The organism is Pedobacter cryoconitis, from assembly GCF_003259615.1.
GTDB classification, from domain to species: domain Bacteria; phylum Bacteroidota; class Bacteroidia; order Sphingobacteriales; family Sphingobacteriaceae; genus Pedobacter; species Pedobacter cryoconitis.
On the sequence record NZ_QLLR01000001.1, the window covers coordinates 581,877 to 605,939 of the forward strand.

Annotated in this window: 23 protein-coding genes; 10 read left to right on the plus strand and 13 right to left on the minus strand. The window is 39.5% G+C overall.

Features of this window, described 5'->3' with window-relative positions; genetic code table 11:
* Window positions 1–60 precede the first annotated feature (60 nt).
* Window positions 61–561 carry an FKBP-type peptidyl-prolyl cis-trans isomerase gene (locus tag LY11_RS02540; RefSeq protein ID WP_111632143.1) on the minus strand — a complete coding sequence of 167 codons (501 nt, stop codon included), beginning with the start codon at window positions 559–561 and terminating at the stop codon, window positions 61–63.
* Window positions 562–572: 11 nt separating this feature from the next.
* The gene (locus LY11_RS02545; protein WP_111632144.1) at window positions 573–2,585 is read right to left on the minus strand and encodes a thioredoxin domain-containing protein; all 2,013 of its coding nucleotides are present in this window, start codon (window positions 2,583–2,585) and stop codon (window positions 573–575) included.
* Window positions 2,586–2,749: 164 nt separating this feature from the next.
* On the opposite strand from LY11_RS02545, the gene LY11_RS02550 reads away from it, so the two are divergent.
* Together LY11_RS02550 and LY11_RS02555 are read left to right on the plus strand one after the other, a co-directional pair.
* Window positions 2,750–3,619: a pirin family protein gene (locus tag LY11_RS02550; protein ID WP_111632145.1), complete on the plus strand. Its 870-nt coding sequence runs from the start codon at window positions 2,750–2,752 to the stop codon at window positions 3,617–3,619.
* A 12-nt stretch (window positions 3,620–3,631) separates the two neighbouring features.
* Window positions 3,632–3,940: a GNAT family N-acetyltransferase gene (locus LY11_RS02555; RefSeq protein ID WP_111632146.1), complete on the plus strand. Its 309-nt coding sequence runs from the start codon at window positions 3,632–3,634 to the stop codon at window positions 3,938–3,940.
* Between the two features lie 103 nt (window positions 3,941–4,043).
* Here LY11_RS02555 and LY11_RS02560 read toward each other — a convergent pair whose 3' ends face one another.
* From LY11_RS02560 to LY11_RS02590, 7 genes are all read right to left on the minus strand, one after another.
* Window positions 4,044–4,796: an SDR family oxidoreductase gene (locus tag LY11_RS02560; RefSeq protein WP_111632147.1), complete on the minus strand. Its 753-nt coding sequence runs from the start codon at window positions 4,794–4,796 to the stop codon at window positions 4,044–4,046.
* Between the two features lie 38 nt (window positions 4,797–4,834).
* Window positions 4,835–5,575, minus strand: coding sequence for an SDR family oxidoreductase (locus tag LY11_RS02565; protein WP_111632148.1), 741 nt, complete (start codon window positions 5,573–5,575; stop codon window positions 4,835–4,837).
* A gap of 86 nt (window positions 5,576–5,661) precedes the next feature.
* Window positions 5,662–6,666, minus strand: a complete 1,005-nt coding sequence (locus tag LY11_RS02570; RefSeq protein WP_245952572.1) for a helix-turn-helix domain-containing protein — start codon at window positions 6,664–6,666, stop codon at window positions 5,662–5,664.
* A gap of 19 nt (window positions 6,667–6,685) precedes the next feature.
* Window positions 6,686–7,321 (minus strand): YiiX family permuted papain-like enzyme, encoded by a 636-nt coding sequence (locus tag LY11_RS02575; RefSeq protein WP_111632149.1) that lies wholly within the window; start codon window positions 7,319–7,321, stop codon window positions 6,686–6,688.
* 49 nt (window positions 7,322–7,370) lie between these two features.
* Window positions 7,371–8,300 carry a glycoside hydrolase family 25 protein gene (locus tag LY11_RS02580; protein ID WP_245952574.1) on the minus strand — a complete coding sequence of 310 codons (930 nt, stop codon included), beginning with the start codon at window positions 8,298–8,300 and terminating at the stop codon, window positions 7,371–7,373.
* Between the two features lie 60 nt (window positions 8,301–8,360).
* Window positions 8,361–9,731 carry a dipeptidase gene (locus tag LY11_RS02585; protein WP_111632151.1) on the minus strand — a complete coding sequence of 457 codons (1,371 nt, stop codon included), beginning with the start codon at window positions 9,729–9,731 and terminating at the stop codon, window positions 8,361–8,363.
* Between the two features lie 133 nt (window positions 9,732–9,864).
* Window positions 9,865–10,110 (minus strand): helix-turn-helix domain-containing protein, encoded by a 246-nt coding sequence (locus tag LY11_RS02590; protein ID WP_111632152.1) that lies wholly within the window; start codon window positions 10,108–10,110, stop codon window positions 9,865–9,867.
* 100 nt (window positions 10,111–10,210) lie between these two features.
* Here LY11_RS02590 and LY11_RS02595 point away from each other — a divergent pair, with 100 nt between their 5' ends.
* From LY11_RS02595 to LY11_RS02615, 5 genes are all read left to right on the plus strand, one after another.
* The gene (locus tag LY11_RS02595; protein ID WP_111632153.1) at window positions 10,211–10,420 is read left to right on the plus strand and encodes a hypothetical protein; all 210 of its coding nucleotides are present in this window, start codon (window positions 10,211–10,213) and stop codon (window positions 10,418–10,420) included.
* 123 nt (window positions 10,421–10,543) lie between these two features.
* Window positions 10,544–12,850 carry an ATP-dependent helicase gene (locus LY11_RS02600; RefSeq protein ID WP_111632154.1) on the plus strand — a complete coding sequence of 769 codons (2,307 nt, stop codon included), beginning with the start codon at window positions 10,544–10,546 and terminating at the stop codon, window positions 12,848–12,850.
* A gap of 85 nt (window positions 12,851–12,935) precedes the next feature.
* Window positions 12,936–13,634: a DUF4290 domain-containing protein gene (locus LY11_RS02605; RefSeq protein ID WP_111632155.1), complete on the plus strand. Its 699-nt coding sequence runs from the start codon at window positions 12,936–12,938 to the stop codon at window positions 13,632–13,634.
* Window positions 13,635–13,668: 34 nt separating this feature from the next.
* Window positions 13,669–14,994 (plus strand): UDP-N-acetylglucosamine 1-carboxyvinyltransferase, encoded by a 1,326-nt coding sequence (gene murA / locus LY11_RS02610; protein ID WP_111632156.1) that lies wholly within the window; start codon window positions 13,669–13,671, stop codon window positions 14,992–14,994.
* Between the two features lie 343 nt (window positions 14,995–15,337).
* Window positions 15,338–16,210, plus strand: a complete 873-nt coding sequence (locus tag LY11_RS02615) for a ThuA domain-containing protein (RefSeq protein ID WP_111632251.1) — start codon at window positions 15,338–15,340, stop codon at window positions 16,208–16,210.
* Window positions 16,211–16,281: 71 nt separating this feature from the next.
* Here LY11_RS02615 and LY11_RS02620 read toward each other — a convergent pair whose 3' ends face one another.
* From LY11_RS02620 to LY11_RS02635, 4 genes are all read right to left on the minus strand, one after another.
* Window positions 16,282–17,643: a pyridoxal-phosphate dependent enzyme gene (locus LY11_RS02620; protein WP_111632157.1), complete on the minus strand. Its 1,362-nt coding sequence runs from the start codon at window positions 17,641–17,643 to the stop codon at window positions 16,282–16,284.
* A 157-nt stretch (window positions 17,644–17,800) separates the two neighbouring features.
* The gene (dprA, locus tag LY11_RS02625; RefSeq protein ID WP_111632158.1) at window positions 17,801–18,892 is read right to left on the minus strand and encodes a DNA-processing protein DprA; all 1,092 of its coding nucleotides are present in this window, start codon (window positions 18,890–18,892) and stop codon (window positions 17,801–17,803) included.
* A 51-nt stretch (window positions 18,893–18,943) separates the two neighbouring features.
* Window positions 18,944–19,576 (minus strand): 16S rRNA (guanine(527)-N(7))-methyltransferase RsmG, encoded by a 633-nt coding sequence (gene rsmG / locus LY11_RS02630; protein WP_111632159.1) that lies wholly within the window; start codon window positions 19,574–19,576, stop codon window positions 18,944–18,946.
* Complete coding sequence (locus LY11_RS02635) at window positions 19,567–20,781, minus strand: glycosyltransferase (protein WP_111632252.1); 1,215 nt, start codon at window positions 20,779–20,781, stop codon at window positions 19,567–19,569. Before LY11_RS02635 ends, rsmG begins: the two co-directional genes overlap by 10 nt.
* Window positions 20,782–20,817: 36 nt before the next feature.
* Between LY11_RS02635 and tgt the strand changes: the two genes are divergently transcribed.
* The 3 genes from tgt to LY11_RS02650 are packed head-to-tail and all read left to right on the plus strand — an operon-like array spanning window position 20,818 to window position 23,945.
* The gene (gene tgt / locus LY11_RS02640) at window positions 20,818–21,948 is read left to right on the plus strand and encodes a tRNA guanosine(34) transglycosylase Tgt (protein ID WP_111632160.1); all 1,131 of its coding nucleotides are present in this window, start codon (window positions 20,818–20,820) and stop codon (window positions 21,946–21,948) included.
* Window positions 21,949–23,052, plus strand: coding sequence for an LptF/LptG family permease (locus tag LY11_RS02645; RefSeq protein ID WP_111632161.1), 1,104 nt, complete (start codon window positions 21,949–21,951; stop codon window positions 23,050–23,052).
* Window positions 23,052–23,945 carry a DMT family transporter gene (locus tag LY11_RS02650; RefSeq protein ID WP_111632162.1) on the plus strand — a complete coding sequence of 298 codons (894 nt, stop codon included), beginning with the start codon at window positions 23,052–23,054 and terminating at the stop codon, window positions 23,943–23,945. Before LY11_RS02645 ends, LY11_RS02650 begins: the two co-directional genes overlap by 1 nt.
* Window positions 23,946–24,063 lie beyond the last annotated feature (118 nt).

The window sequence follows — 24,063 nt, forward strand, 5'->3', positions numbered from 1 at the left end:
CCATAAAAAAAGGTGCAGAAGTTAAAACCTCCGCACCTTTTTCAGTATAATTTATCAGGACTAGTGCCCTGCGTGTCCGTCAGCACCATGTGCGTGACCATGACTTAATTCTTCTTCAGTTGCTTCACGTACCGAAAGGATTTTACCACCGAAAATCAGGTTTTTACCAGCCATAGGGTGGTTCAAATCTACTGAAATAGTAGTATCATGAATAGCAGTAACACCTGCTCTGAAGTGATTTCCTTCATTATCCTGTAAAGGAATAACATCACCTACATTTGGCAGATCAACTTCTTTGAACATATCTTTTGGTAAGTCAGCGAAAGCCCCCGGATCTAAATCTCCGTAACCATCAGCCGCACTCAGCTCAAATTTATATTCATCACCAACATTTAATCCAGTCAAATGCTCTTCAAATTTAGGCAACATCATGCCTGCACCGTATAAGAATACCAATGCGTTTTGCTCATCAGCTTTTTCTACGAAAACTTGTTGTCCCTCTTCATTAGTCGTATGCAGTTCGTACGTTAATGAAACTACTGTATTGGGTTTAATACTCATTGGAATCTTATTTAGTTAATTAATTTTAATGCTTCTTCAACTGTTGTTACAGGCAGCTGACATGATTTATTTCGGCAAATATAGATTTTTGTTTCAATGCTTTGCTTATCTTTTAACAAAGGAAGTACAGAATTTGTTCCTGCTAATAAAATTTTGTTTGGGATGTATCTCTGGTTCAGACTTTTCCTTACCTGGGTGATCGAATCTCCGGTTAATGCAATTTCATTAATTCCAAACACTTCATTCATCATTTGAATCGCCCAGTTGGAATAAGCAGAGCCATAAGTTTTAATTTGAGGATGTACCGCAGCCAGCATAGCATCTGCTCTTTCTGTATACCGGGCTTCGTCAAATAATAAACCCAGATGTTTTAAATTCTGCGCCATAACAGAGTTCGCGGCAGGAATTACATTGTCCATAATCTCGTGCTTACGCGCAATCAGAGACTCTCCGTTTGCGGGGGTATAGAATAACATCGGACTATCCAGGTCGCGGAAATTGCTCAATACCGATTCCGTCAGTTTCCTGGCCTCTAATAACCAGCGGTCTTCAAAATCCGCTTCATATAAAGCAATCAGTGCGGCTATAAAAAAAGCATAATCATCAAGAAAACCTGTAATCGAAGCTTTATTGTGTTTATAATTCCGGTACAATCCACCATTTTCGGTAGTCATATTAGCCAGAATAAAATCTGCCGCTTTTTTTGCAGCCAGGTAAAACTCTTCCCGGTCAAAAATCTGGCTGCTTTCTGCCAATGCTTTGATCATCATCGCATTCCAAGCAGTCAGGCACTTATCATCTAAACCCGGGTGCATTCTTTTACTCCGTACTGCCAGTAATTTCTCTTTTGCCAGGTTCAGCCTGGTTGTAAAATCAGCAATCGGAATACCTTTTAATTCCGCATATTCCTCTGGTGTATATTTTCTCAGCAGGATATTGATTTCTTCCTCTTCCCAATTCCCCTGCGCAGTCACATTGAAATAATCTGCCATTAAAGTAGCATCAGTGCCCAGTATTTTCTCGAACTCCAATAAATCCCAAACGTAGAATTTGCCTTCCACTCCTTCACTGTCGGCATCCAATGCGGAATAGAATAATCCTTCAGGAGAAGTCATTTCACGCTCTATCCAGGTGATGGATTCTATAGCAACCTCCTTAAATAACTGCATACCCGAAAATTGATAAGCTTCCGCATACAAACTGATCAGCTGTGCATTATCATATAACATCTTTTCAAAGTGAGGTACATGCCAGTTGCTATCTACCGAATACCTGGCGAAACCACCTCCTATCTGATCGTAAATGCCACCAAAAGCCATCTTTTCCAAAGTCAGCAGCGTAGACACATGCGTTGCATTTTCGTTCATTAAATGACTGTAACGCAATAAAAACTGCCAGTTATTTGGTAAAGGAAATTTAGGTGCCCGGTTATATCCCCCTTCGGTCATATCGAAATTACGCTTCCAGGGTGTAGTAATATCCTGCAGATCCTTTTCTGTATAGGGTGTCGTTCTGATATTAGGGATAACTTTCTCTGAGTTACGGATACCTTCAGTTAGCTGAACAGCATATTGTTCTGCTTTACCCGGTTCAGTTTGCCATAAATCGGCAACGTTTAACAAAATATTGATCCAGTCTTCTTTCTTAAAATAAGTGCCTCCATAGATTGGCCGCTGATCCGGTAAACAGATACAATTCAATGGCCACCCGCCACTGCCAGTCATCAGCTGGATGGCCAGCATATAGATCTGATCAATGTCAGGCCTTTCTTCCCGGTCTACTTTAATACAAACAAAATGTTTGTTCATGACCTCTGCGACTTCATGTAATTCAAAGCTCTCCCGTTCCATTACATGGCACCAGTGGCACGCAGAATAACCAATACTGACCAAAATCAGTTTGTTTTCCCGCTTCGCTTTTGCTAACGCTTCTTCCCCCCATTCATACCAGTTTACAGGATTATAAGCATGCTGCAAAAGATAAGGAGAAGAGGCGCGGATTAAACTATTAGGTTCCAGATTCATACTACAAAGATAAAAACAATTCTGTACGGGCACGTCACTTCTTATCCTACATCAACTGATGCGGACGCTGTTCAGGGTATATTTGTATAACGAAAATCAACGCACGTTGTTGTTAAAATGTTTTAACACAATCGTTTTGATTACCTCAAAAAAGGAGAAATAAAATGAAGAAGTTAATTGAAAAAATCGTGGCAAAACCTGGTCAGCCAGGCATGGTGGGTGACGGGTTCAGGGTATTTAATTATATACCTGGTGCTGATATTTCTAAAAGAAGAATCAGTCCGTTTTTATTAATGGATTTTAATGCAGCATATGATTTTGGCCCTTCGGATCATATCAGAGGAGTAGATGTGCACCCGCATAAAGGCTTTGAAACCGTAACTATTGCTTATCAAGGTAGTATTGCACATCATGATAGCGCCGGAAATAGCGGAATTATCAATGCTGGTGATGTACAATGGATGACTGCCGGAGAAGGGATTTTACATAAAGAATATCACGAAGAAACCTTCTCTAAAACAGGAGGCCCTTTTGAAATGGTTCAGTTATGGGTAAATCTTCCTAAAAAAGACAAATGTGTTCCCGCGCATTACCAGGAATTAAAAGCTGCGGGGATGGGTAAAGTTGAATTAGCAGATCAGGCTGGCCTGGTCAATGTGATTGCCGGAAACTTCAACGGAGTAACCGGACCAGCTGAAACCTATACCCCCGTAAATTTGTTCGACATTCAATTGAATGAAGGTGGGGAACTAACTACCACGATCGATGCCGCGCATAACACCGCGTTGTTAGTTGTGAATGGGAGTATCCTTGTGAATGATGAAATTGTAACCGCACACAGTTTTGTATTATTTGAGAATACAGGAGAAGAAATCCATATCAAGGCGAATCAGAAAAGTGTTATCTTGTTATTAAGCGGAGTACCAATTGATGAACCGATAGTAAGTTACGGCCCTTTTGTAATGAATACAGAAGAAGAAATTCATCAGGCAATTGAAGATTTCAATGCTGGAAAATTTGGTGTATTGAATTAATTATAGAAAGATATGAATGAAGAATATGTAAATCTGCCCCTGATTAAGAACCAGGATAAGAACCGTTTCGAACTTAAAGTGGGTGATTATACCGCATTTATAGACTATAAAGAAAGAAGTAAAAAAATCTGGCTCATTCATACCGAAGCACCGGAAGAATTGAAAGGCAAAGGTGCAGCAACCGCAGTGATCGAAAAGACCCTGGCCTATATGGAAGAAAACGCGTATAAATTGATTCCTTTATGTCCGCTGGTAGTGGCGTATCTTAAACGCCATACGGATTGGAACAGGATATTAGATGATAGTATTAATCCTTTCTAATTGATCAATAAACCTTTCCTTTGATAACTAAGGAGCCCATTTTTGCACTGCCCCCAAAAAGTTAGACACTATTTGGGGGCAGTGCAAAAATGGGTTTCTTAGTTTAATTGGTTGCTCCCCCGTTCACCAGTAAGTGTTGCCCGGAAACAAACGAAGAAAGTCCGCTTGCAAAGAACTCGGCAAGGTTTGCTACATCTTCAACTTCTGCAAGTCTGCCCATCGGACAGCTAGCTACGAGTTGTTTTCTCAATTCAGGATAACTATCGGCCTCTGCAAAAATACCTGACTTATCAACTGCGAATGGGATGATAGAATTTACAGTGACCCCTCTGTGCCCTATTTCTTTAGAAAGTACGTCTACTAAATAACGCGGTGTACTTTTACTTCCTCCATAAATAGCCATCCCCGCTACCGGAAACGCAGTCGTACTGGAAGCAATATAAATGATCCTGCCATTATCCGACACATGTTCAGCCGCCTGCTGCATCGTAAAATAACTGCCTTTGGTATTGATTGCAAACAGCCTGTCAAACTGCTCTTCCGTAAAATCAAGCACTGGCATTTCTACCATTTCTATTCCCGCATTGGCTACCACAATATCAATTTTACCAAAGGCTGCAATGGCTTCAGCGAATAACCTTTCCAGTTCTGCCACTTTGCTGACATCAGCTTTAACGGCTATTACCTTCGCTCCCATTGCTTTGATATTGCTCACGACTTCATCCGCTGATGCCTGATCTCTTGAATAGTTGAGCACAATATCAGCCCCTAATGCCGCATAACGTTCTGCTATAGCTTTACCTAAACCTCTTGCCGAGCCTGTAATTAAGGCTACTTTATTTTTTAAATCGTACATACTTATCAATGATATAATTGTTAAGAAAAACAACTGTACTAAGCCATTCCGCCATTAGCGCCAATATTCTGTGCATTAATCCATTTCGCTTCATCACTTGCCAGAAATACAACCAATTTTGCAATATCATCAGGTTCACCGATCCTGTTGAAAGCAGAAAGAGAGGCTAACCTGTCAATCACTTCCTGTGGTTTCCCTTTTGTAAACAGTTCTGTATTGGTCGGGCCTGGAGAAATTGAGTTGACATTAATCCCGCGGCTGCCCACCTCTTTAGAAAATACACGGGTTAATTGTTCTACAGCCGCTTTAGTTGCCACATAAGTCGCATAACCAGGCAACATAATACGATTCACAGAAGTTGAGAAATTAATAATACTTCCCTGATCAGCTAACTGCGTTGCAGCTTCACGCATTGTATTAAAAGTACCTTTAACATTAATATCAAACTGACGGGTAAAATCTTCATCAGTGGTATCTTTGATTAATTTAGTAATCATAATACCAGCATTGTTAACCAGTACATCCAGCCGGCCATAATGTGCAATTGCCACATCAAAGAGATTTTTTACCTCATCCGTTTTACTCACATCGGCCTGAACTGCGAACGCGTCACCTCCAAGAGCCTGGATACTGGCAACTGTTTCATCAGCAGCCTGTTTACTACCAGCATAATTAACGATTACTTTTGCACCAGCGGCTGCCAGTTGATGAGCTATAGCTGCACCTATTCCTCTTGATGCGCCTGTGACTAAGATTACTTTTCCGTTTAACGTTTTCATAATTGCCTTGTTTTTAATGACAAGACAAATATGACTATTCTGTCAGCTCCGAAAAATATGAAGATTATAGGATAAGATATGAATCTCTAAGATGCAGCACCGGATTGTTGTTTCCGATACAAAACAGGGGAAAGATCGGTATGCTTTTTAAAGTAGTTACTGAAGTTTGTAGCCTCACTAAACCCCAAACGGTAAGCAACTTCCTTGATAGAAATAGCAGAATTCTGAAGCATAGCTTTAGCTTCGGCAATAGTTTTTTCCGAGATCCAGGTGCCAGCTGCTTTACCTGTTTTACTTTTAATTACATTATTCAGGTAATTAGGATGCAGATGTTGTGCATCTGCATAGTCCTGAACTCTGAACAGCAGCTCCACTTCGCCTGCTGCGAGTTGTCTATAATGTTTTTCAAGCGTTCTTTTGAAATCCTTAACAATCTGAGAACTTCGGTTTCCCTCATATATTGGGTTATAATCCTTCCAGAAATATTCTTTAACCTTTAAGAGCAGCACAACAAACAGACTTCCTATCATCCTGTTCTTATAAACTGAATCAGAAAAGTAAGCCGTGTTAATTTGCTGATACAACTGTTCAAATTCTGCAAATACCAAAGGTTCCAAAACTCTGGGTGGCACTGTTTCCGCTAAAAGAAAGGGGAATTCATCAAAAATATCAGCATGTACATTCTCTTTCAGAAAAGACTCACTTAAAGTGACCAGGTAAACTTCTTCCAGGGTACGCCATCCATAAGATTTGAAATGTCCGGGATTGGTAAAGTATACAGTGCCCGGGCTGATTTCAAACAGCTGTTCATCCGTTGTATACTTCCCTGAGCCATTTTTCACAAAAACAAAAGAGAAGAAATTTGTCCGGTAGACCGGCGATTGATAAGGAATAATCAGATGAATATCTTTCAGGTTATGAATTGTAAAATCAGCATCCTCATCAATTGATTCTTTCGGTAATCCCAGATAATTATATTGATCGAGCAATTTATTGAAGACCAGTGCTTTTTCTATTTCTTTCATTTGACATTTCCCGTTTCTTTCACCTGATATTTTCCGTTCTTTCACCTGTATCTTCCATTCTTTCACCTGAGATAATTTTACCTGATTAAACCGGCTCTTTCAAACTGACCGTTTTAAGTAATTTACTGTTAAAAATTGAGACGGGTGAAATAACCGTTTCATTCATTGGAACCTTATTCCCATATCTGGTTTTCATTTTCTTTTTAACAATATCATTTGATAAATCGAAATCATGGAGTTTTTCCAGTTTTCCGATCCTGATACCAGTTGAACGTTCATAGATTTTCCAGATCAGTTCAGAACAATAGATTTGAGCATCCGACCATTCAAAAGTCAGATCATAAGCTTTACCAGTAAATTCCTGCCCCACCTGTTTCATTTTGACCAGCGTTGCTCCGTTAATTACCCGGTCCGCATTTTTGAGTCTCTTGACTACGAAATTCTTTCCTTTCCCTCTGGCTATCCACTGCGCTAATGGTGTACGTTTCACCTGGCTTACTGCTTCCAATACATAATATCCATTCTTATCCTTGAAAATGATTCCACAATGAGAATATTTAGACTTGGTAGCCAGCTGAATAGCTTTGCTTTGTGCAGATAAAGACGTTTGAAAAATAAGATCGCCTTCCTGAAGCAAACCAGGTTTAATTTGCGCGTCAACTCCTGCAGAAAGCAAAAAGCCAGCAATAATGAGCAGCATTCTTTTAATGTATATGATCATTTTATTATTCCTGAATAAAAAAAACCCATTTAACCTGCATGAAACACCACTATTTTATCAGCAGCTGCTGAAAAGATAAGCTGTCTCCCCTAAAAGCATTAAAATCTACCACATGATTAATTCCTGTAATCCTGGCTTTATCAGAATGCTGCCAAAAAGACCATTTGGTGTTTGCACCAGCTTTCAGCTCTGCTTTATAATAATGTGCTATCCATAAAGGATACCCATCAAAATGCCCTTTCAGGTAATCTTTATAAAAGACCAGCCCGGAATAAATGATAGGTTTTACGCCCGTTTTTCTTTCTACGTGGGTGATAAAATCCCTTAGTTCTACACGCATTTTCTCCGGAGATACACCGCTTAAAGTTTCAATATCAATTACCGGAGGTAAATCTCCAGACTCATACTTAACTGTCTGCAAGAAAAACCTGGCCTGCCATACACCCGATTTTTTAGGAATAAAATAATGATAAGCACCACAAATAATACCCGCTTTTGGAGCTTCCCGCCAATTGCGCTGAAAGTAAGGATCAACACTTGAAACTCCTTCCGTAGCCTTGATGAAAGCAAATTTGATACTGACATCATCGTCCTTCATCGCTTTTACCTTAGTCCAGTCAATTTTACCCTGATAAGAAGAAACATCAATGCCGTGAATCGTATATCTTTTAGGAATTTGAATATCAAAACTCTTATAAGTCCGGTAATTCGGATCTTCCCCAATATCGAGTATCCAACGGGTTGTCGAAGTAAAAAGCTTCAGCACATACCCATAATATAGCGGGGAGAATAGAATGAGCAGTAATCCTGCAATGACAAACTTCCATTGCAATGAAAGCCCTTTTTTCTTCTTTGCAGCAGGCTTTCTCCGCTTCGGAGGTGTTTTTGGAGCCATCTTTGGAGTCGCTTTGGGTACAAGCGGCTGATCAAAAATAAGCTTTCCCTGGTTGGAAGGTGTTTTCTTTATAGGTGGAGGCACGGGGTAAAAATACAAAAGGGCAGCCATTTGGCCGCCCTTTGTGGATAGAATTATCTAAAATTATTTGCTTAGTTCCGCAAAATACTTGTGGAATAAAGGCAAAGTTTCAATTCCTTTATAGTAATTGAAGATGTCATATTTCTCATTTGGTGAGTGTAAAGCATCACTATCAAGACCAAAGCCTAACAAGACAGATTTAATACCCAGTACATCTTCAAACAAAGCAACGATAGGAATACTACCACCACCTCTTGTTGGGATTGGTTTTTTACCAAAGCTCGTTAAGATTGCTTTTTCAGCGGCACGGTAAGCAATACTATCAGTAGGTGTCACTACCGGCTCGCCACCATGATGCGCAGTAACTTTTACCTTTACAAAATCAGGAGCGATACTTTCAAAATGCTTTTGGAAAATAGCAGATATTTCATCAGAACTCTGGTGAGGAACCAGGCGCATAGAAATTTTAGCATTTGCTTTAGAAGGCAATACTGTTTTAGCACCTTCACCAATATAACCACCCCAGATACCATTCACTTCCAAGGTTGGTCTTGTACCCGTACGCTCTAAAGTAGAATACCCTTTTTCACCCCATTCCGCATTAATATCAAGATCTTTTTTATAGTCATTCAAATCAAAAGGAGCCGAATTTAAAGCAGCTTTTTCATCCGCTGTCAAGTCCACCACTTTATCATAAAAAGCAGGAATAGTAATATGATTGTTCTCATCATGTAATGAAGCTATCATTTTACATAAAATAGTGATTGGATTGGCAACCGCACCACCATAAACACCCGAGTGAAGATCTCTGTTAGGACCTGTCACTTCCACTTCCATATAAGCTAAACCACGTAAACCGGTTTCAATAGAAGGATTTTCCATGCTGATCATTGAAGTATCAGAAATCAAAACGACATCAGCTTTCAAACGTTCCGTATTTGCTTTGACGAAAACGCCAAGGTTACTCGACCCTACCTCTTCTTCGCCTTCAATCATAAATTTCACATTACAAGCAAGCGTGTTGGTTTTCATCATCAATTCGAAAGCCTTCACGTGCATGTAGAACTGTCCTTTATCATCACAAGCACCACGTGCATAGATTTTACCATCACGAACTGTAGGCTCAAAAGGAGGCGTATGCCATAATTCCAATGGATCTGCTGGCTGCACATCATAATGGCCATAAATTAAAACAGTAGGTAATGCTGCATCAATAATTTTCTCTCCATAGATGATCGGGTATCCGGCAGTTTCACAAATCTCCACTTTATCTGCACCCGCTTCTTTCAGCTTTTCTGCAACAAAAGCAGCAGTTTTCAATACATCACCTTTATATTTCGGGTCTGCACTTACTGAAGGAAAACGTAATAATTCAAACAACTCGTCTAAAAAGCGTTGTTTGTTGTCTTCTACATATTTTTTGATCTCTTGCATAACAAATGATTGTTTATAATTTAAAACCCGGGGCCTTGTTTTTTCTATAAATTAAGCCACGTATTTAAGCGGTTAAAACTAGAAAAAAATTCCCAGAATAGCGGTAAAAAGATCCTTTCTTTAACGGATGGCATTACCGGTCCCTGTTAAAAAAAAGGCAAATATCAACTTCTAATTTTTCGGCAATCAGGGTCAGCATTGTGATATTCGCATCCGTTAATCCAAGCTCTATCCTGCTGATCTGGTGGGGATCTACGTCACATCTAAAGGCGAACTCAGAAATTGTCCAGCCTTTAATTTTTCGCAATTTCCTGACATTGTTCCCAACGATTAAGATTGCCTCTTGATTTCGCCTTTTCTTAAAAGTTGCTTTAGCCATTTAATACGAATGAAGCAAAAAAAACACAGGTAAAAAGTACAGAACTGTACTTTTTATTAAAGGATAAAAATTATAGGTTTAGTAATTAAATATATAGCATATGGAAATTAAACTAGATCAAAACAGTCTGCCTGCAGACCAACAACACATCCGGTTTCAAATTGTTGTTCAAGAGCTCTATGGGATCTGGCACGAAGGAGTATATATTGCTGACGAAGATATTTTCAAAGTGAACAATGAGGTCTGGTATGATCTATGGTCAGAAATTGTAAGATGGGAGCCTGTTAACCAGGAAATCGGACCTCACTAATTAAGCCAGACGATACTGTTGTAAGCTTCATCGAAAGATAAAAAATAAAACATGACCTGATTAAAATAAGAGGTATAGTTTTGTTATTTTTGTACCTTTTCATACGCAAAACAGTATTTCAATTTGGATTATTTAGCAGGATTAAACCCTCAGCAACGTGCAGCAGTAGAGAATACTAAAGGACCGGCAATGATTGTCGCTGGTGCGGGATCAGGTAAAACAAGGGTAATTACATACAGGGTCGCACATCTTATTGAAAAAGGTGTAGATGCCTTTAACATTTTAGTATTGACCTTTACGAACAAAGCTTCTAAGGATATGCGTGAGCGTATCTCAAAAGTTGTGGGCACAGAAGCAAAAAATTTGTGGATGGGAACATTTCACTCTGTTTTTGCCAAAATACTACGTGTTGAAGCAGAAAAGATAGGTTATCCTTCCAATTTTACGATCTATGATACCGATGATAGTAAAAGTCTGATCAGATCTATTCTGCGCGAAATGCAATTAGATGATAAGTTATACAATGCGAACTTCGTATATAACCGCATATCGTCTGCAAAAAACAACCTGGTCAGTCATATAGAATATATGAAAAGTGCCGAAATTCAAGCAGAGGACATTAGCAATAAACGTCCTTTGATAGGTGCTATCTATGAAACTTATACTAAACGTTGTTTCAAAGCAGGTGCAATGGATTTCGATGATTTGCTTTTCAAAACCAATGTTTTATTAAAAGATCATCCGGATGTATTAAATAAATACCAGCAGAAATTTAAATACCTGATGGTTGATGAGTACCAGGATACTAACTTTTCACAATATACAATCGTAAAAAAACTGGCAGCAGCTTATCAGAATATCTGTGTAGTAGGTGATGATGCGCAAAGTATTTATGGTTTCCGTGGGGCAAACATTCAGAACATCCTGAATTTTGAGAAGGATTATCCTGATTTAAAAGTCTATAAACTAGAGCAGAATTACCGCTCTACACAAAATATCGTTGATGTTGCAAATAGTATCATTGCAAACAACAAAAATCAGCTGGAGAAAAACGTATTTTCTGAGAATGAATCTGGCGACAGAATTAAAGTATCAAGAGCATTTACTGACAATGAGGAAGGTAAAATAGTTGCCGAATCCATTGTTCAGGATAGAAGTTCGAAAGGTTTAAATTACAGTGATTTCGCTATTCTTTACCGGACCAATGCTCAGTCAAGAGCAATGGAGGAAGGTTTGAGAAAACTCAATGTACCTTATAAAATCTTCGGAGGATTATCTTTCTATCAGCGTAAAGAGATCAAAGATTTAATTGCTTACTTCCGTCTGACTTTCAATCCGAGTGACGAAGAAGCTATCAAAAGAGTTATCAACTATCCTAAAAGAGGGTTAGGTGATACTACGGTTGATAAAATTATAGTGGCCGCAGATCAGCATAACATTACGATGTGGCAGGTAGTCTGTGAGCCGCAAACTTATATTGCAGGCCGTATTGCCAACCAGCTGAATGATTTCTCCGTACTGATCCAAAGTTTTCAGGCCGAAGCAAAAAAGCTGGATGCTTATGAAACTGCTTTATATATCGCACAACACTCTGGTATTCTGAAAGAACTGCATACCGATGATAGTGTAGAAGGCCGCAGCAGGTACGAAAACATCCAGGAATTACTGAATGGTATCAAAGAATTCGCTGAGCGTGAAGACATTGAAGACAGAAGCCTTGCTATTTTCATGCAGGATATTGCGCTGTTAACAAACGATGACCGTCAGGATGATAAAGAGAAAGATACCGTTTCCATGATGACGATCCACTCTGCAAAAGGACTGGAATTCAAGAATGTTTTCGTGGTAGGACTGGAAGAAAACCTGTTCCCTTCCCAAATGTCCCTGAATTCAAGAACTGACCTGGAAGAAGAACGCCGTTTATTCTATGTGGCAATTACCCGTGCAGAGAAGAAACTGACGCTGACCTATGCCACTTCACGTTACCGCTGGGGAACGCTGACCAACTGTGAACCGAGCCGTTTTATCAGTGAGATCAGTGCAAAATTCCTGGAACTGGAAGTAGTCAAAGCCCCTAAAACAAGTTTATCATCTGATAGTTTTGACGGAGAACGCAGGTCATGGACACAGCAGAGAGATTCTTTCAGCAAACCCAAGCCAGCAGCCTCAGGTTCAGCTACTCAGACCGCTCCCGTAAGACCTAAAACCAGTACGATGCTCCCTACTGCGCACATCCCCACACCAGGTTTTGCTCCTGATGCAGCAAGTGCATTCCAGAACGGAATGGAAGTGGAACATGAGAAGTTTGGATTCGGAAAAATCATCAATCTGGAAGGTACTTTGCCCGACGTTAAAGCGACGGTATTTTTTCAGGGACTAGGAAACAAGCAATTGTTATTAAAATTTGCTAAATTGCGGATTGTAAAATAAGCTTTATCTTTAAACCTTATTACAATAAACAGGGCCAGCGGCCCTTATAATCCTCCTTCAGCGAATACCACAAGAAATAAATAGAATGAATTTCGATTACAATACCACAAGAAACGAGTTAATTCTTGCAGAATACGGACGTAATGTACAGAACATGGTGAAGTACATTTGCGAGCTGCCGGATCTGGAAGAACGCAATAAATATGCTCAGGCAGTGATAGATCTGATGGGTTTTTTGAACCCTCATCTAAGGGATGTTGCCGATTTCAAGCATAAATTATGGGATCATTTACACATTATCTCCGGTTATAAAATCGACGTAGATAGTCCCTATCCAAAACCAACTCCTGAAATGGCATTGGTTAAACCTTCGCATATCGGTTATCCGCAGCAGAGGATCAAATACAAGCATTACGGTAAAACTGTTGAGGTGATGATCGAAAGAGCCATCGCAGTAGAAGAACCTGAACGCAGAGCAGCATTGGTACAGGGCATTGCTAACTTTATGAAAATGGCTTACGTAACCTGGAATAAAGACAGTGTGGCGGATGAGACTATTCTAAAGAACCTGAGTGAGTTATCAGGTGGTTTACTGCAACTGGAAGAAAACATTAACCTGAACAAGGTAGAATTCAGACCTCCGGTAAACAGAGCCTCTACGAATACCAACCGCGGACGCAATAATAACAACAACAATAATAATAAGGGAAGGCAAAACAACAATAACAACAACAATAATAACCGCCCGCGCAGCAGCAATCCCAATCCAAAACAAAGACATTAAACGAGCAGATTTAAATAATATAGGTTAATAGCACATGAACGCATTTGAAATTATAGGTGGGAAGAAGTTAAAAGGTGAAATCCATCCGCAGGGGGCCAAAAATGAGGCGCTGCAGATTATATCTGCCGTTTTACTAACAGAAGAGAAAATCACTGTAAGTAATATCCCTGACATCAAAGATGTAAATAAACTGATTGAACTTCTGGGTGATCTGGGCGTTGAAGTAAACCGTTTATCAAAAGATACTTACACGTTTGAAGCCAAAAACATCAATCTTGAATTCTTTAAATCAGCTACTTTTAAAGCTAAAGGCGGAAGTTTAAGAGGTTCAATCATGATCGTAGGTCCGCTTCTTGCGCGTTTCGGACAAGCAGCCATCCCTAAACCAGGTGGTGATAAAATTGGACGCAGAAGACTGGACACTCACTTTCTGGGCTTTGAAAAATTAGGGGCCAAGTTTGTATATGATGCTAAAGAATCTTTCTTTAACGTAGATGCGACTAACCTTAAAGGTGCTTATATCCTGTTAGATGAAGCTTCTGTAACTGGTACAGCAAACATTGTAATGGCTGCAGTACTGGCAAAAGGAATTACAACGATTTATAACGCTGCCTGTGAGCCTTATTTACAGCAGTTATGTAAGATGCTTAACCGCATGGGTGCCAAAATATCCGGAATTGGCTCTAACCTGCTGACTATCGAAGGGGTGACTAAATTAGGGGGTACTGAACATAGAATGTTACCTGATATGATTGAAATTGGTTCTTTCATCGGCCTTGCTGCCATGACTGAATCAGAGATCACGATCAAAAATGTATGTTATGATGAATTAGGTGTTATACCTGATGTATTCAGAAAGTTAGGGATCAATTTTGAGCGCAGAGGCGATGATATTTACATCCCTTCTCAAAAACACTATATCATTGATACTTTTATCGATGGTTCTATCCTGACTATCGCAGATTCACCATGGCCAGGTTTCACCCCTGACTTGTTGAGCATTGTACTGGTTATTGCAACTCAGGCTAAAGGTTCAATCCTTATTCACCAGAAAATGTTCGAAAGCCGTTTATTCTTCGTGGATAAACTGATCGAAATGGGTGCTCAGATCATTTTATGTGATCCGCACAGAGCTACTGTAAACGGAATCAACAAACAATATAAATTAAGAGGTATCAGTATGACTTCTCCTGACATCAGAGCTGGAGTCTCATTATTGATCGCAGCTTTATCTGCTGAAGGTACTTCAACAATCTATAATATTGAACAAATTGAGCGTGGTTACCAGGATATTGACACTCGTTTACGTGCATTAGGTGCACAGATTAAACGTGTTGATGCAAATTCTCCATCACACTAATTTAATTCTTTAAAAATATTTAACAGGCCGGGACTTAAACCCTGGCCTTTTTTTATGCCGTTTTTTAGCATAATTGGCTGAAAACTATTAACGTGGTATTCATCCCCTATTCAACAAGTTTCCACTTCGGTGAGTACTATAAACTAGGCAACAGACCAGATTTAGGCATCATAACACATTTTGTCACCCTGGCAAGTTTCTTCACCGCACCAGATTTCACCATAATATAAAATGATAATAGTATATTAAATATTAATATTATAATTATATATTAGTGATAGTATTTTATTATGCAATGAATAAAATACCTGCGGCAAGAAAAAACCAACCAAATATAAACCTTATGAAAACCAAAAACCCTCTATTAACCTTCGTGGTATTACTCCTCTGTGGCCTGTCGGGATGCAAAAAAAGTGATGCCAGTACTAACCTGTCTAATCAAAATGACTTAAACGCTTCCAAAAAGGAAACGGCAATTCCAGCTAAGGCAGCTAAAAGCTTTAATGTAATTGCCTTCTACAATGGAACATGGGATGCCGCCCATATTAATTTTGTGAAAGAAGCTAACATATGGTTTCCAAAAACAGCAGCTCAGAATAATTTCACTTATACTTCTACAAACGACTGGAGTAAACTGAATGCAGCAAATCTTGCTAAATATCAAGTTATTCTTTTCTTAGACGATCATCCGCCTAAAGCTCAGGAAGCTGCATTTAAACAATACATGGACAATGGTGGTGCATGGATGGGCTTTCATGTTTGCGCATTCAATACGAATTCTGCGGAATGGGATTGGTATTACAATAAATTCTTAGGTGTGGGCAGCTTTAAGAGTAATACCTGGGGGCCTACTACTGCGATCTTGAAATGTGAAGATCAAACTCACCCGTCTACCCAGCGTCTGCCTCAAAAATTTACTTCTGCAGTAAGCGAATGGTATAGCTGGACAAAAGATTTACGTCAGAATGCGGATATTAAAATCTTGTGTTCAATTGATAACAGCAGTTTCCCATTAGGTACTGACCCAAATCAAAGCTGGTATAGTGGCTATTATCCGGTGATCTGGACTAATAAAAACTATAAAATGATCTATGCTAACTTTGGCCACAATGCAATGGATTATGCGGCCAATGTAGGCAAGTCATCTACATTTGGAAGTGAAACACAGAACAAGTTTATCATTGACGGGCTGTTATGGCTTGGCGGTGCAAAATAAAACAACATCATAACACTAAAAAATCCCAGCCTGAAAATTCAGGCTGGGATTTTTATGTTTAATACTATAACTTATGCAGAAATTGCATTGATAATATCATACTGCGTAATAATTTCAAAATTACCGTTCTCATCTTCAACAAGTACCGCACTGTTCTCTTTATTAATTAATGAAGAGATCTTATCAATTGAAGTATTCATATCCACAAACGGGAAAGTAGCAGACATAATTTCTTTTACCGGAGCAGATTTCAACGAAGGATTTTCCAGTAATGCTTTCAGAATATCTCCTTCAGCTAATTTACCAACAACCATTCCCTGCTGTGTAACCGGGATCTGAGAAATATTCAGCATGTTCATTGTATTGATAGCTTCTAAAATCGTTTTCTCACAATCAATAGTTACAATCTCAGACTGCTCTTTCTTAGCCAGGATAGATTTGGCAGTTAACTTTTCATCCGTAAGGAAACCGCGTTCTCTTAACCAGTCTTCATTATACATTTTACCCATATAACGGCTACCGTGATCATGAAAAATCACAACGACAACATCTTCAGGTTTCAATTTATCTTTTAACTGTAATAGTCCGGCAATTGCAGAACCAGCAGAGTTACCTACAAATATTCCTTCTTTACGGGCAATATCACGCGTCATTAATGCCGCATCTTTATCTGTTACTTTTTCAAAAAGATCAATAATATCAAAGTTCACATTCTTCGGAAGAAAATCTTCTCCGATTCCTTCAGTGATATAAGGATAGATCTCATTTTTATCTAAAATACCTGTCTCTTTGTATTTTTTGAAAACTGATCCATAAGTATCAATTCCCCATACTTTAATATCAGGATTTTGTTCTTTTAAATATTTTCCTGTACCAGATATTGTTCCGCCAGTACCTACACCTACTACAAGGTGGGTAATTTTACCTTCAGTCTGTGCCCAGATCTCTGGTCCTGTCTGCTCATAATGAGCTTCAGTGTTAGCCAGGTTATCATATTGATTAGGTTTCCATGAATTCGGCACTTCACGCTCTAAACGTGAAGAAACTGAATAATAAGAACGAGGATCTTCAGGCTCTACATTAGTAGGACAAACGATTACTTCTGCACCGAAAGCGCGTAAAGCATCCACTTTTTCCTTAGATTGTTTATCTGTGGTCGTGAAAATACACTTGTATCCTTTAATAATGGCAGCCATAGCAAGGCCCATCCCGGTATTTCCGGAAGTTCCTTCAATGATTGTTCCACCAGGTTTAAGCTTGCCGCTTTTTTCTGCGTCTTCTATCATTTTTAAAGCCATACGGTCTTTAATAGAGTTACCAGGATTGGTGGTTTCCACCTTAGCCAGTACAGTCGCCTGAATTTCTTTCGTAACGTTATTCAATCGCACCAATGGTGTATTGCCAATAGTTTCTAATATATTATTATACCACATGTTACAAAAGTACGACTTGATTCCTAGAATTTTATTTCTATTAAATATTCGTAATCATATTTTGAATATATCAATTTAATAAAATTATATTCTGAATTGACCTTCTTAACACAGTCTTCACCTAGCTTTTATATGGCAAAACAAACCTAACCAAGTCCTAAATCAGCTGATAAATCTTTCCGGGAAGAGAAATCAGGACACCTTTTAACTCTAAATTCAGCAAATGCAACGCAAGCTTACCCTGTTGAATATCAGCTTTTAGCCCAAGTTCATCTATGCTGTGCGGAGCTGTTTTAAGCAGGTTAATCAGCACATGTTCTATACCCGAAAGTCCGGAGGGCAAAGTCCCTTGTTTTACAGGGCTTACGGTTTCAGCAGCTTCCCAGCCCATATAATAAACCAGATCTTTGGCTTCATTGATCATTCCTGCCCGGTTTGTTTTAATCAGAAAATTACAGCCCTGACTATATTCATCAGTTGTGCGGCCAGGAAAAGCGTAAACCTCTCTGTGATAAGAATTCGCAATTCCGGCAGTAATTAATGCGCCTCCTTTAATTGCAGCCTCAATGACTACGACCACATCGGCCAGTCCGGCAATAATCCGGTTGCGTTTTGGAAAGTTTCCCTTTTCAGGAGTAGCAAGCAGTGGAAAATCAGAAAGCAGACCGCCCTGTTCAAGCATGTGTTGTGCCGTTTGATGATGGTCAGCCGGATAAATACAAGCCAGTCCGTGCCCTAATACGCCCACCGTTGGAATGCCATAGGATAAACTTTGCTGGTGTGCCGCAACATCAATTCCATAAGCCAGCCCACTCACCACCAGTACATCATAATGTTGTAATAAAGCAACCAGCTGCTGACAGAGCATTTTCCCGTAAGGTGTGGCTTTTCTGGAACCTACAATACTAACTATCCTCGGATGATTCAGGTCTGCCACACCTTTATAATATAACAGCACCGGAGCATCCGCGCATTCCTTTAGCCGCCGGGGATAACTTTCATCCGTATAAAAAAGGATCTTAACCTGGTGGCGCTGTAACAACTCTAGTTGCTCCGCAGCAAGTTCAAGCGCATTGGTCTGAAGAATACCGGTAATTTTGGAAAGACTTAAACCCTCCACCTCCGTTAATTGTGTCCTGCTGGCAGCAAAAATAGCTTCAGGGCTTCCAAAATGGGACAGTAAATGTTTAGCAGTTACCGGCCCCACATTTTTGAGCAGGGTCAGCGCGATTTGATGGATTAAACTCATGGGCTAAATTAATACTTAGCCCATTGATACTGGTAATTTATTATCCCCTAATTAACAAGGGATATAAACCACGAATTTAGTTTCGAAAAACTCTTCCTCAAAATAAGCAGCTAAAGGATATAGTTCAGCTTTTAACCTTGATTCTTTAATTTCTTCTTCCAATTCTCCCCCTTTTAAATACAAAATACCGTTGGCAATTGCATTTTTAGAGTTTTTATTGAATTTATCTTTGATCCACGGGTAAAAATCTATCAGACGCGTAACCGCACGGGAAACCACGAAATCGTATTTATCATCCACCTGCTCTGCTCTTAAATGCGATGCTTTCACATTCTTCAAGCCCAGTGCAGCGGCAACTTCAGTTACAACTTTGATCTTTTTACCGATAGAATCTACCAGGTGAAATTCTGTTTCAGGAAATAGTATAGCTAAAGGAATACCTGGAAAACCGCCACCAGTACCTACATCAAGGACTTTCTCCCCCGGTTTGAATGTACAGAATTTAGCAATTCCTAAAGAATGCAGAATATGACGTTCATATAATTCTTCAATATCCTTCCTGGAGATCACATTGATCTGCGCATTCCAGAAACTATATAAATCAAATAACTGATCAAACTTTGAGATCTGATCTGCACTGAGATCTTTAAAATACTTTTGTACGAGGGTTGAAGTTATTTCCACTTTACTTTTTTAACAAATATAGACAGAATGCCATTAAACACCAGAAAAATGAACAGCAGAATATCCAAAATAGGAAACCACCACCTTAAATCAGGGTAATTCAAGCGTTTGAGCAAACGGGGATAAATAAAACTTCTAATGATCAGGCTCAGTGCAAAAACACCGCCGGCCAGGTAATTAGCAGGTTTAAAAAACATTAATACGATGAACAGCGCATAAAACAAAAACTGAAATATGATCTGTACGGATAAAATAAATTTATGTTTGGCCTTATAGAATTTACCGGCACCAAAATGTCTTTTCTTCTGTCTGAGGTAACCCGAGAAGCTCGTATTCGGCGCAGACCAGACATGGGTAAGCCGATTTAACCGGATCTCGGTATTATGGCGTGTAGCGTGTGCATTCACAAATAAATCATCATCCCCCGATGGGATGTGCATATGTGCGGCAAAACCTTTATTCTTAAAAAACAGAGACTTTTTATAAGCCATATTCCTGCCCACACCCATATAAGGCATACCTTGAATAGCAAAAGCAAGATAGTTGACAGCGGTAAAAAAGGTTTCAAAACGAATCAGGCTGTTCAATAAACCACGTTTACGAATATATGGGGAATAACCCAGTACAATCGCAGTCTCATCATTTTCAGGCTGCTGCATTCCTGATAACCAGTTCTCTGAAGCAGGCACGCAATCTGCATCGGTAAAGACCAGCCATTCATTCGAAGCTGCCTTGATCCCCATAGTCACAGCGAATTTTTTACCAGCAATGAACTTTTCTCCTTCAGCAACCGTTACTACTTTAAGGTTTTTATATTGTGCAACGAAACCTTTCAGTACTTCCCGGGTTTGGTCCCAGGAACGATCGTTCACGACAATAACCTCAAAATCAGGGTAGTTCTGTTGTAAAACTGCAGGTAAATACTGCGTCAGGTTTTCCGCCTCGTTACGTGCGCAAATAATTACACTCAATGGCTTAGAAGCCTGTGCTGGCAGCTCTTCTACTTTAATCAAGGCCAGTTTTAAATGTATAAATAAACTAAAATACAGCTGAACGGCAAAACAAAAAACGAGGGCACCCAGCAGGCAACTCTCTAGTAAGGTTAATTCCACAATGGTTTTTTTGACAAGCGTCAAATTTCTGATTTTTAATCTGTAATGCAGCCATATATTGATAAAAAAATCGAGAACCGGGTGTTTTTTCATACTTTTGCCGAGATTTTTTGAAGCGTACACACATTTATGAAATTTACCTTACAGGCAAACGACCCTCAGTCAAAAGCAAGGGCAGGAACAGTTACTACTGCTCACGGAGACATCCAAACACCGATTTTTATGCCCGTGGGCACTGCAGGAACGGTGAAAGCTGTTCATCAGCGCGAGCTTAAAAATGATATTGATGCACAGATCATTCTTGGAAATACTTATCATTTATACTTGCGACCAGGACTTGACGTGCTGGAAGGTGCGGGTGGATTGCATAAATTTATAGGTTGGGACCGCCCTATTTTAACAGATAGCGGAGGCTACCAGGTCTACTCTTTGAGTAAAGTAAACAAGATCAAGGAAGAAGGCGTAACTTTCCGTTCACATATTGACGGTTCAAAACATCTTTTCACTCCTGAATATGCAATGGATATTCAACGGACTATCGGTGCCGATATTATTATGGCATTTGATGAATGTACGCCTTATCCATGTGATTATAAATATGCAGCGAATTCGATCAACATGACTCACCGCTGGTTAAAGCGCTGCTGTACACGTTTTGATACGACTGAGCCTAAATATGGTTTCGATCAGACCCTGTTCCCTATCGTTCAAGGTTCTGTTTACAAAGACCTGAGAAAGAAATCAGCAGAATTTATTGCCTCAATGGGGCGTGAAGGAAATGCAATTGGCGGTCTTTCAGTAGGAGAACCAGCAGAAGAAATGTATGGCATGACCGAAGTAGTCTGCGATATTTTACCAGCTGATAAACCTCGTTATTTAATGGGTGTGGGTACACCGATCAATATTTTAGAGAATATAGCGTTAGGAGTAGATATGTTCGACTGCGTAATGCCGACCAGAAATGCGAGAAACGGGATGCTTTTCACCAGAAACGGGATTATTAACATTGGCAACAAAAAATGGGCTGATGATTTTTCTCCTATCGATGCAGAAAGTGATTTATACGCTGACCAGGTTTATTCAAAAGCATACCTGAGACACTTAATGCACTCGAAAGAAATGTTAGGTGCACAGATTGCGACTTTGCATAATCTTCACTTCTACCTGTGGTTAGTTAAAGAAGCCAGAGAGAAAATCATCAGTGGCGAGTTTTACGCCTGGAAGAACAAAATGGTGACTATATTAGGGAATAAATTATAAATGAATATCCTCAAAGGCAGATTTAAAATTATTGACCGTTATATTATTGGGAAATACCTGGGTACATTTATTTATACCCTGAGTATTTTCGTGGTCATTATTGTAATTTTTGATTTATCAGAAAAGATGGACGACTTCTTAAGAAGTAAGTTGTCTGCCTGGCAGGTTCTTTCCCAATATTACGCGGGTTCTATTCCGTTTTACGTGAATATGCTTTCACCGCTGATCAATTTCATTGCGGTAATTTTCTTTACCGCAAAGATGGCCGATCAGACTGAGATTGTCCCGATTTTAAGCGGGGGAGTAAGTTTCAACCGTTTTCTGCTACCCTATTTTATTTCTGCATTTATCATATTTGCAGCTAATCTGGGCTCAAATCTGTACGTTCTCCCCTACACCAACCAGCTCAAAAATACGTTCGAAAACACGTATGTGAAAAAGAACGACCCCACCAGCAAGCTCCAGATTCACATGAAATTAGATGATAATACTTACATCTATATGGAGAGTTTTGAGAATAAAACCAAAACCGGATACCGCTTTATGCTGGATAATTTTAAAGGTGATGTACTGACCAAAAAGGTGATTGCAGATCAGATTAAATGGGATTCGCTAAAACACAGCTGGAAACTAACCAACTATTCCATCAGAACGATCAACGGGCTGAAAGAAAATATGTTTAAAAGCATTGATAAGCCTAAAGATACTATTCTGGATATGCGCCCGGATGATTTCTCTGCTTATGATAACATTTATGAAATATTAACCAATAAGGAACTTTCTGATAAGATCAAGAAGGAAAAAACAAGAGGTACAGGGATAGAGAACGATTTGCTGTTCGAACAGTATAAACGCTGGCTGCAACCTTTATCTGCGTTTGTATTAACCCTGATCGGAGTCGCCCTTTCTTCCCGTAAGGTTAGAGGCGGGGTTGGACTGCCACTGGGAATCGGGATTATTCTGAGTTTCCTTTATATCGTGATGAACCAGTTTGCGAAGATGTTCTCGCTGAAAGGCGGAATTCCTCCCCTGCTGGCTGTATTGATCCCCACTATATTTTTCGGATTACTGGGTCTTTACCTGTTAAAAAAAGCACCTAAATAATGAAACCGCTCTCTCCTTCGGAAATCAACAGAAACCTGCTGATCCTTCATGCTACTGTCTTTATCTGGGGATTTACCGGAATTCTGGGTGCACTGATTTCGGTGGGCTCAGTAGAAATGGTCTGGTACCGGGTTTTAATTGCGAGTATCACTTTGCTGATTTATTTTAAAGCTACAAAATTCAGTATCAGGGTAACCAAAAAGGAATTTCTGCAATTCTTCTTTACAGGTAGTATTGTGGCCCTTCACTGGATTCTTTTCTTTCAGGCCATCAAAGTATCAACAGTATCAGTAACGCTGGTCTGCCTCTCCTCTTTCACGCTGTTTACTGCTATCCTTGAACCTATCATTAAAAAGACCGCTGTTCAGATCAGTGATATATTTATAGGAATAGTAATCATTTTTGGAATTTATCTGATCTTTCATTTTGAATCCAATTATACAGCTGGTATCATTTTCGGTCTTTCCGCTGCAGTAGCGTCGAGTTTATTCTCTATTATCAATTCTAATTTTGCACAAAAAAGCGATGCCAAAGTGATTAGCTTTTATGAGCTTTCAGGTGCTTTTTTCTGGATTACCATTTACCGCTTATTTGACCATAGCCTGCTCAATGAAAGCTTCAATCTGAGTGTATCAGACTGGATTTATTTAATGATATTAGGAACAGTCTGTACTGCGCTTGCTTACATTGCAGGTGTTTCTGTGATGCGCACACTTTCAGCTTTCCGCGTTGCCCTGATCAGTAATCTGGAGCCCGTTTACGGAATCATTTTGGCCTTCCTTTTCTTTGGCCACAAAGAAACGATGTCCGTTGGATTCTATATGGGTTCTGCATTAATTTTAGGCGCTGTATTTCTCTATCCTATCTATAAGAAACGCCAGAGCAAAAGCTAATTACCTTCCCGGATAACCAGAACCTCCATTTAAATTTAGCTGATAAATTTGTTTACAAATTGTGCGGAATAACTGTATATTGAGCACAAAGAACAAGGACCACTCAAAAAAATAATTC

Excerpts from the sequence above, each read along its gene's own strand:
- LY11_RS02635 (WP_111632252.1), bottom strand. The coding sequence starts at position 20,781 with ATGAAAAAACACCCGGTTCTCGATTTTTTTATCAATATATGGCTGCAT.
- LY11_RS02585 (WP_111632151.1), bottom strand. The coding sequence starts at position 9,731 with ATGCAAGAGATCAAAAAATATGTAGAAGACAACAAACAACGCTTTTTA.
- LY11_RS02595 (WP_111632153.1), top strand. The coding sequence starts at position 10,211 with ATGGAAATTAAACTAGATCAAAACAGTCTGCCTGCAGACCAACAACAC.
- LY11_RS02540 (WP_111632143.1), bottom strand. The coding sequence starts at position 561 with ATGAGTATTAAACCCAATACAGTAGTTTCATTAACGTACGAACTGCAT.
- LY11_RS02555 (WP_111632146.1), top strand. The coding sequence starts at position 3,632 with ATGAATGAAGAATATGTAAATCTGCCCCTGATTAAGAACCAGGATAAG.
- LY11_RS02545 (WP_111632144.1), bottom strand. The coding sequence starts at position 2,585 with ATGAATCTGGAACCTAATAGTTTAATCCGCGCCTCTTCTCCTTATCTT.
- LY11_RS02565 (WP_111632148.1), bottom strand. The coding sequence starts at position 5,575 with ATGAAAACGTTAAACGGAAAAGTAATCTTAGTCACAGGCGCATCAAGA.
- LY11_RS02605 (WP_111632155.1), top strand. The coding sequence starts at position 12,936 with ATGAATTTCGATTACAATACCACAAGAAACGAGTTAATTCTTGCAGAA.
- dprA (WP_111632158.1), bottom strand. The coding sequence starts at position 18,892 with ATGAGTTTAATCCATCAAATCGCGCTGACCCTGCTCAAAAATGTGGGG.
- tgt (WP_111632160.1), top strand. The coding sequence starts at position 20,818 with ATGAAATTTACCTTACAGGCAAACGACCCTCAGTCAAAAGCAAGGGCA.
- LY11_RS02650 (WP_111632162.1), top strand. The coding sequence starts at position 23,052 with ATGAAACCGCTCTCTCCTTCGGAAATCAACAGAAACCTGCTGATCCTT.
- LY11_RS02615 (WP_111632251.1), top strand. The coding sequence starts at position 15,338 with ATGAAAACCAAAAACCCTCTATTAACCTTCGTGGTATTACTCCTCTGT.
- murA (WP_111632156.1), top strand. The coding sequence starts at position 13,669 with ATGAACGCATTTGAAATTATAGGTGGGAAGAAGTTAAAAGGTGAAATC.
- LY11_RS02590 (WP_111632152.1), bottom strand. The coding sequence starts at position 10,110 with ATGGCTAAAGCAACTTTTAAGAAAAGGCGAAATCAAGAGGCAATCTTA.
- LY11_RS02575 (WP_111632149.1), bottom strand. The coding sequence starts at position 7,321 with ATGATCATATACATTAAAAGAATGCTGCTCATTATTGCTGGCTTTTTG.
- LY11_RS02620 (WP_111632157.1), bottom strand. The coding sequence starts at position 17,643 with ATGTGGTATAATAATATATTAGAAACTATTGGCAATACACCATTGGTG.
- LY11_RS02645 (WP_111632161.1), top strand. The coding sequence starts at position 21,949 with ATGAATATCCTCAAAGGCAGATTTAAAATTATTGACCGTTATATTATT.
- LY11_RS02560 (WP_111632147.1), bottom strand. The coding sequence starts at position 4,796 with ATGTACGATTTAAAAAATAAAGTAGCCTTAATTACAGGCTCGGCAAGA.
- LY11_RS02550 (WP_111632145.1), top strand. The coding sequence starts at position 2,750 with ATGAAGAAGTTAATTGAAAAAATCGTGGCAAAACCTGGTCAGCCAGGC.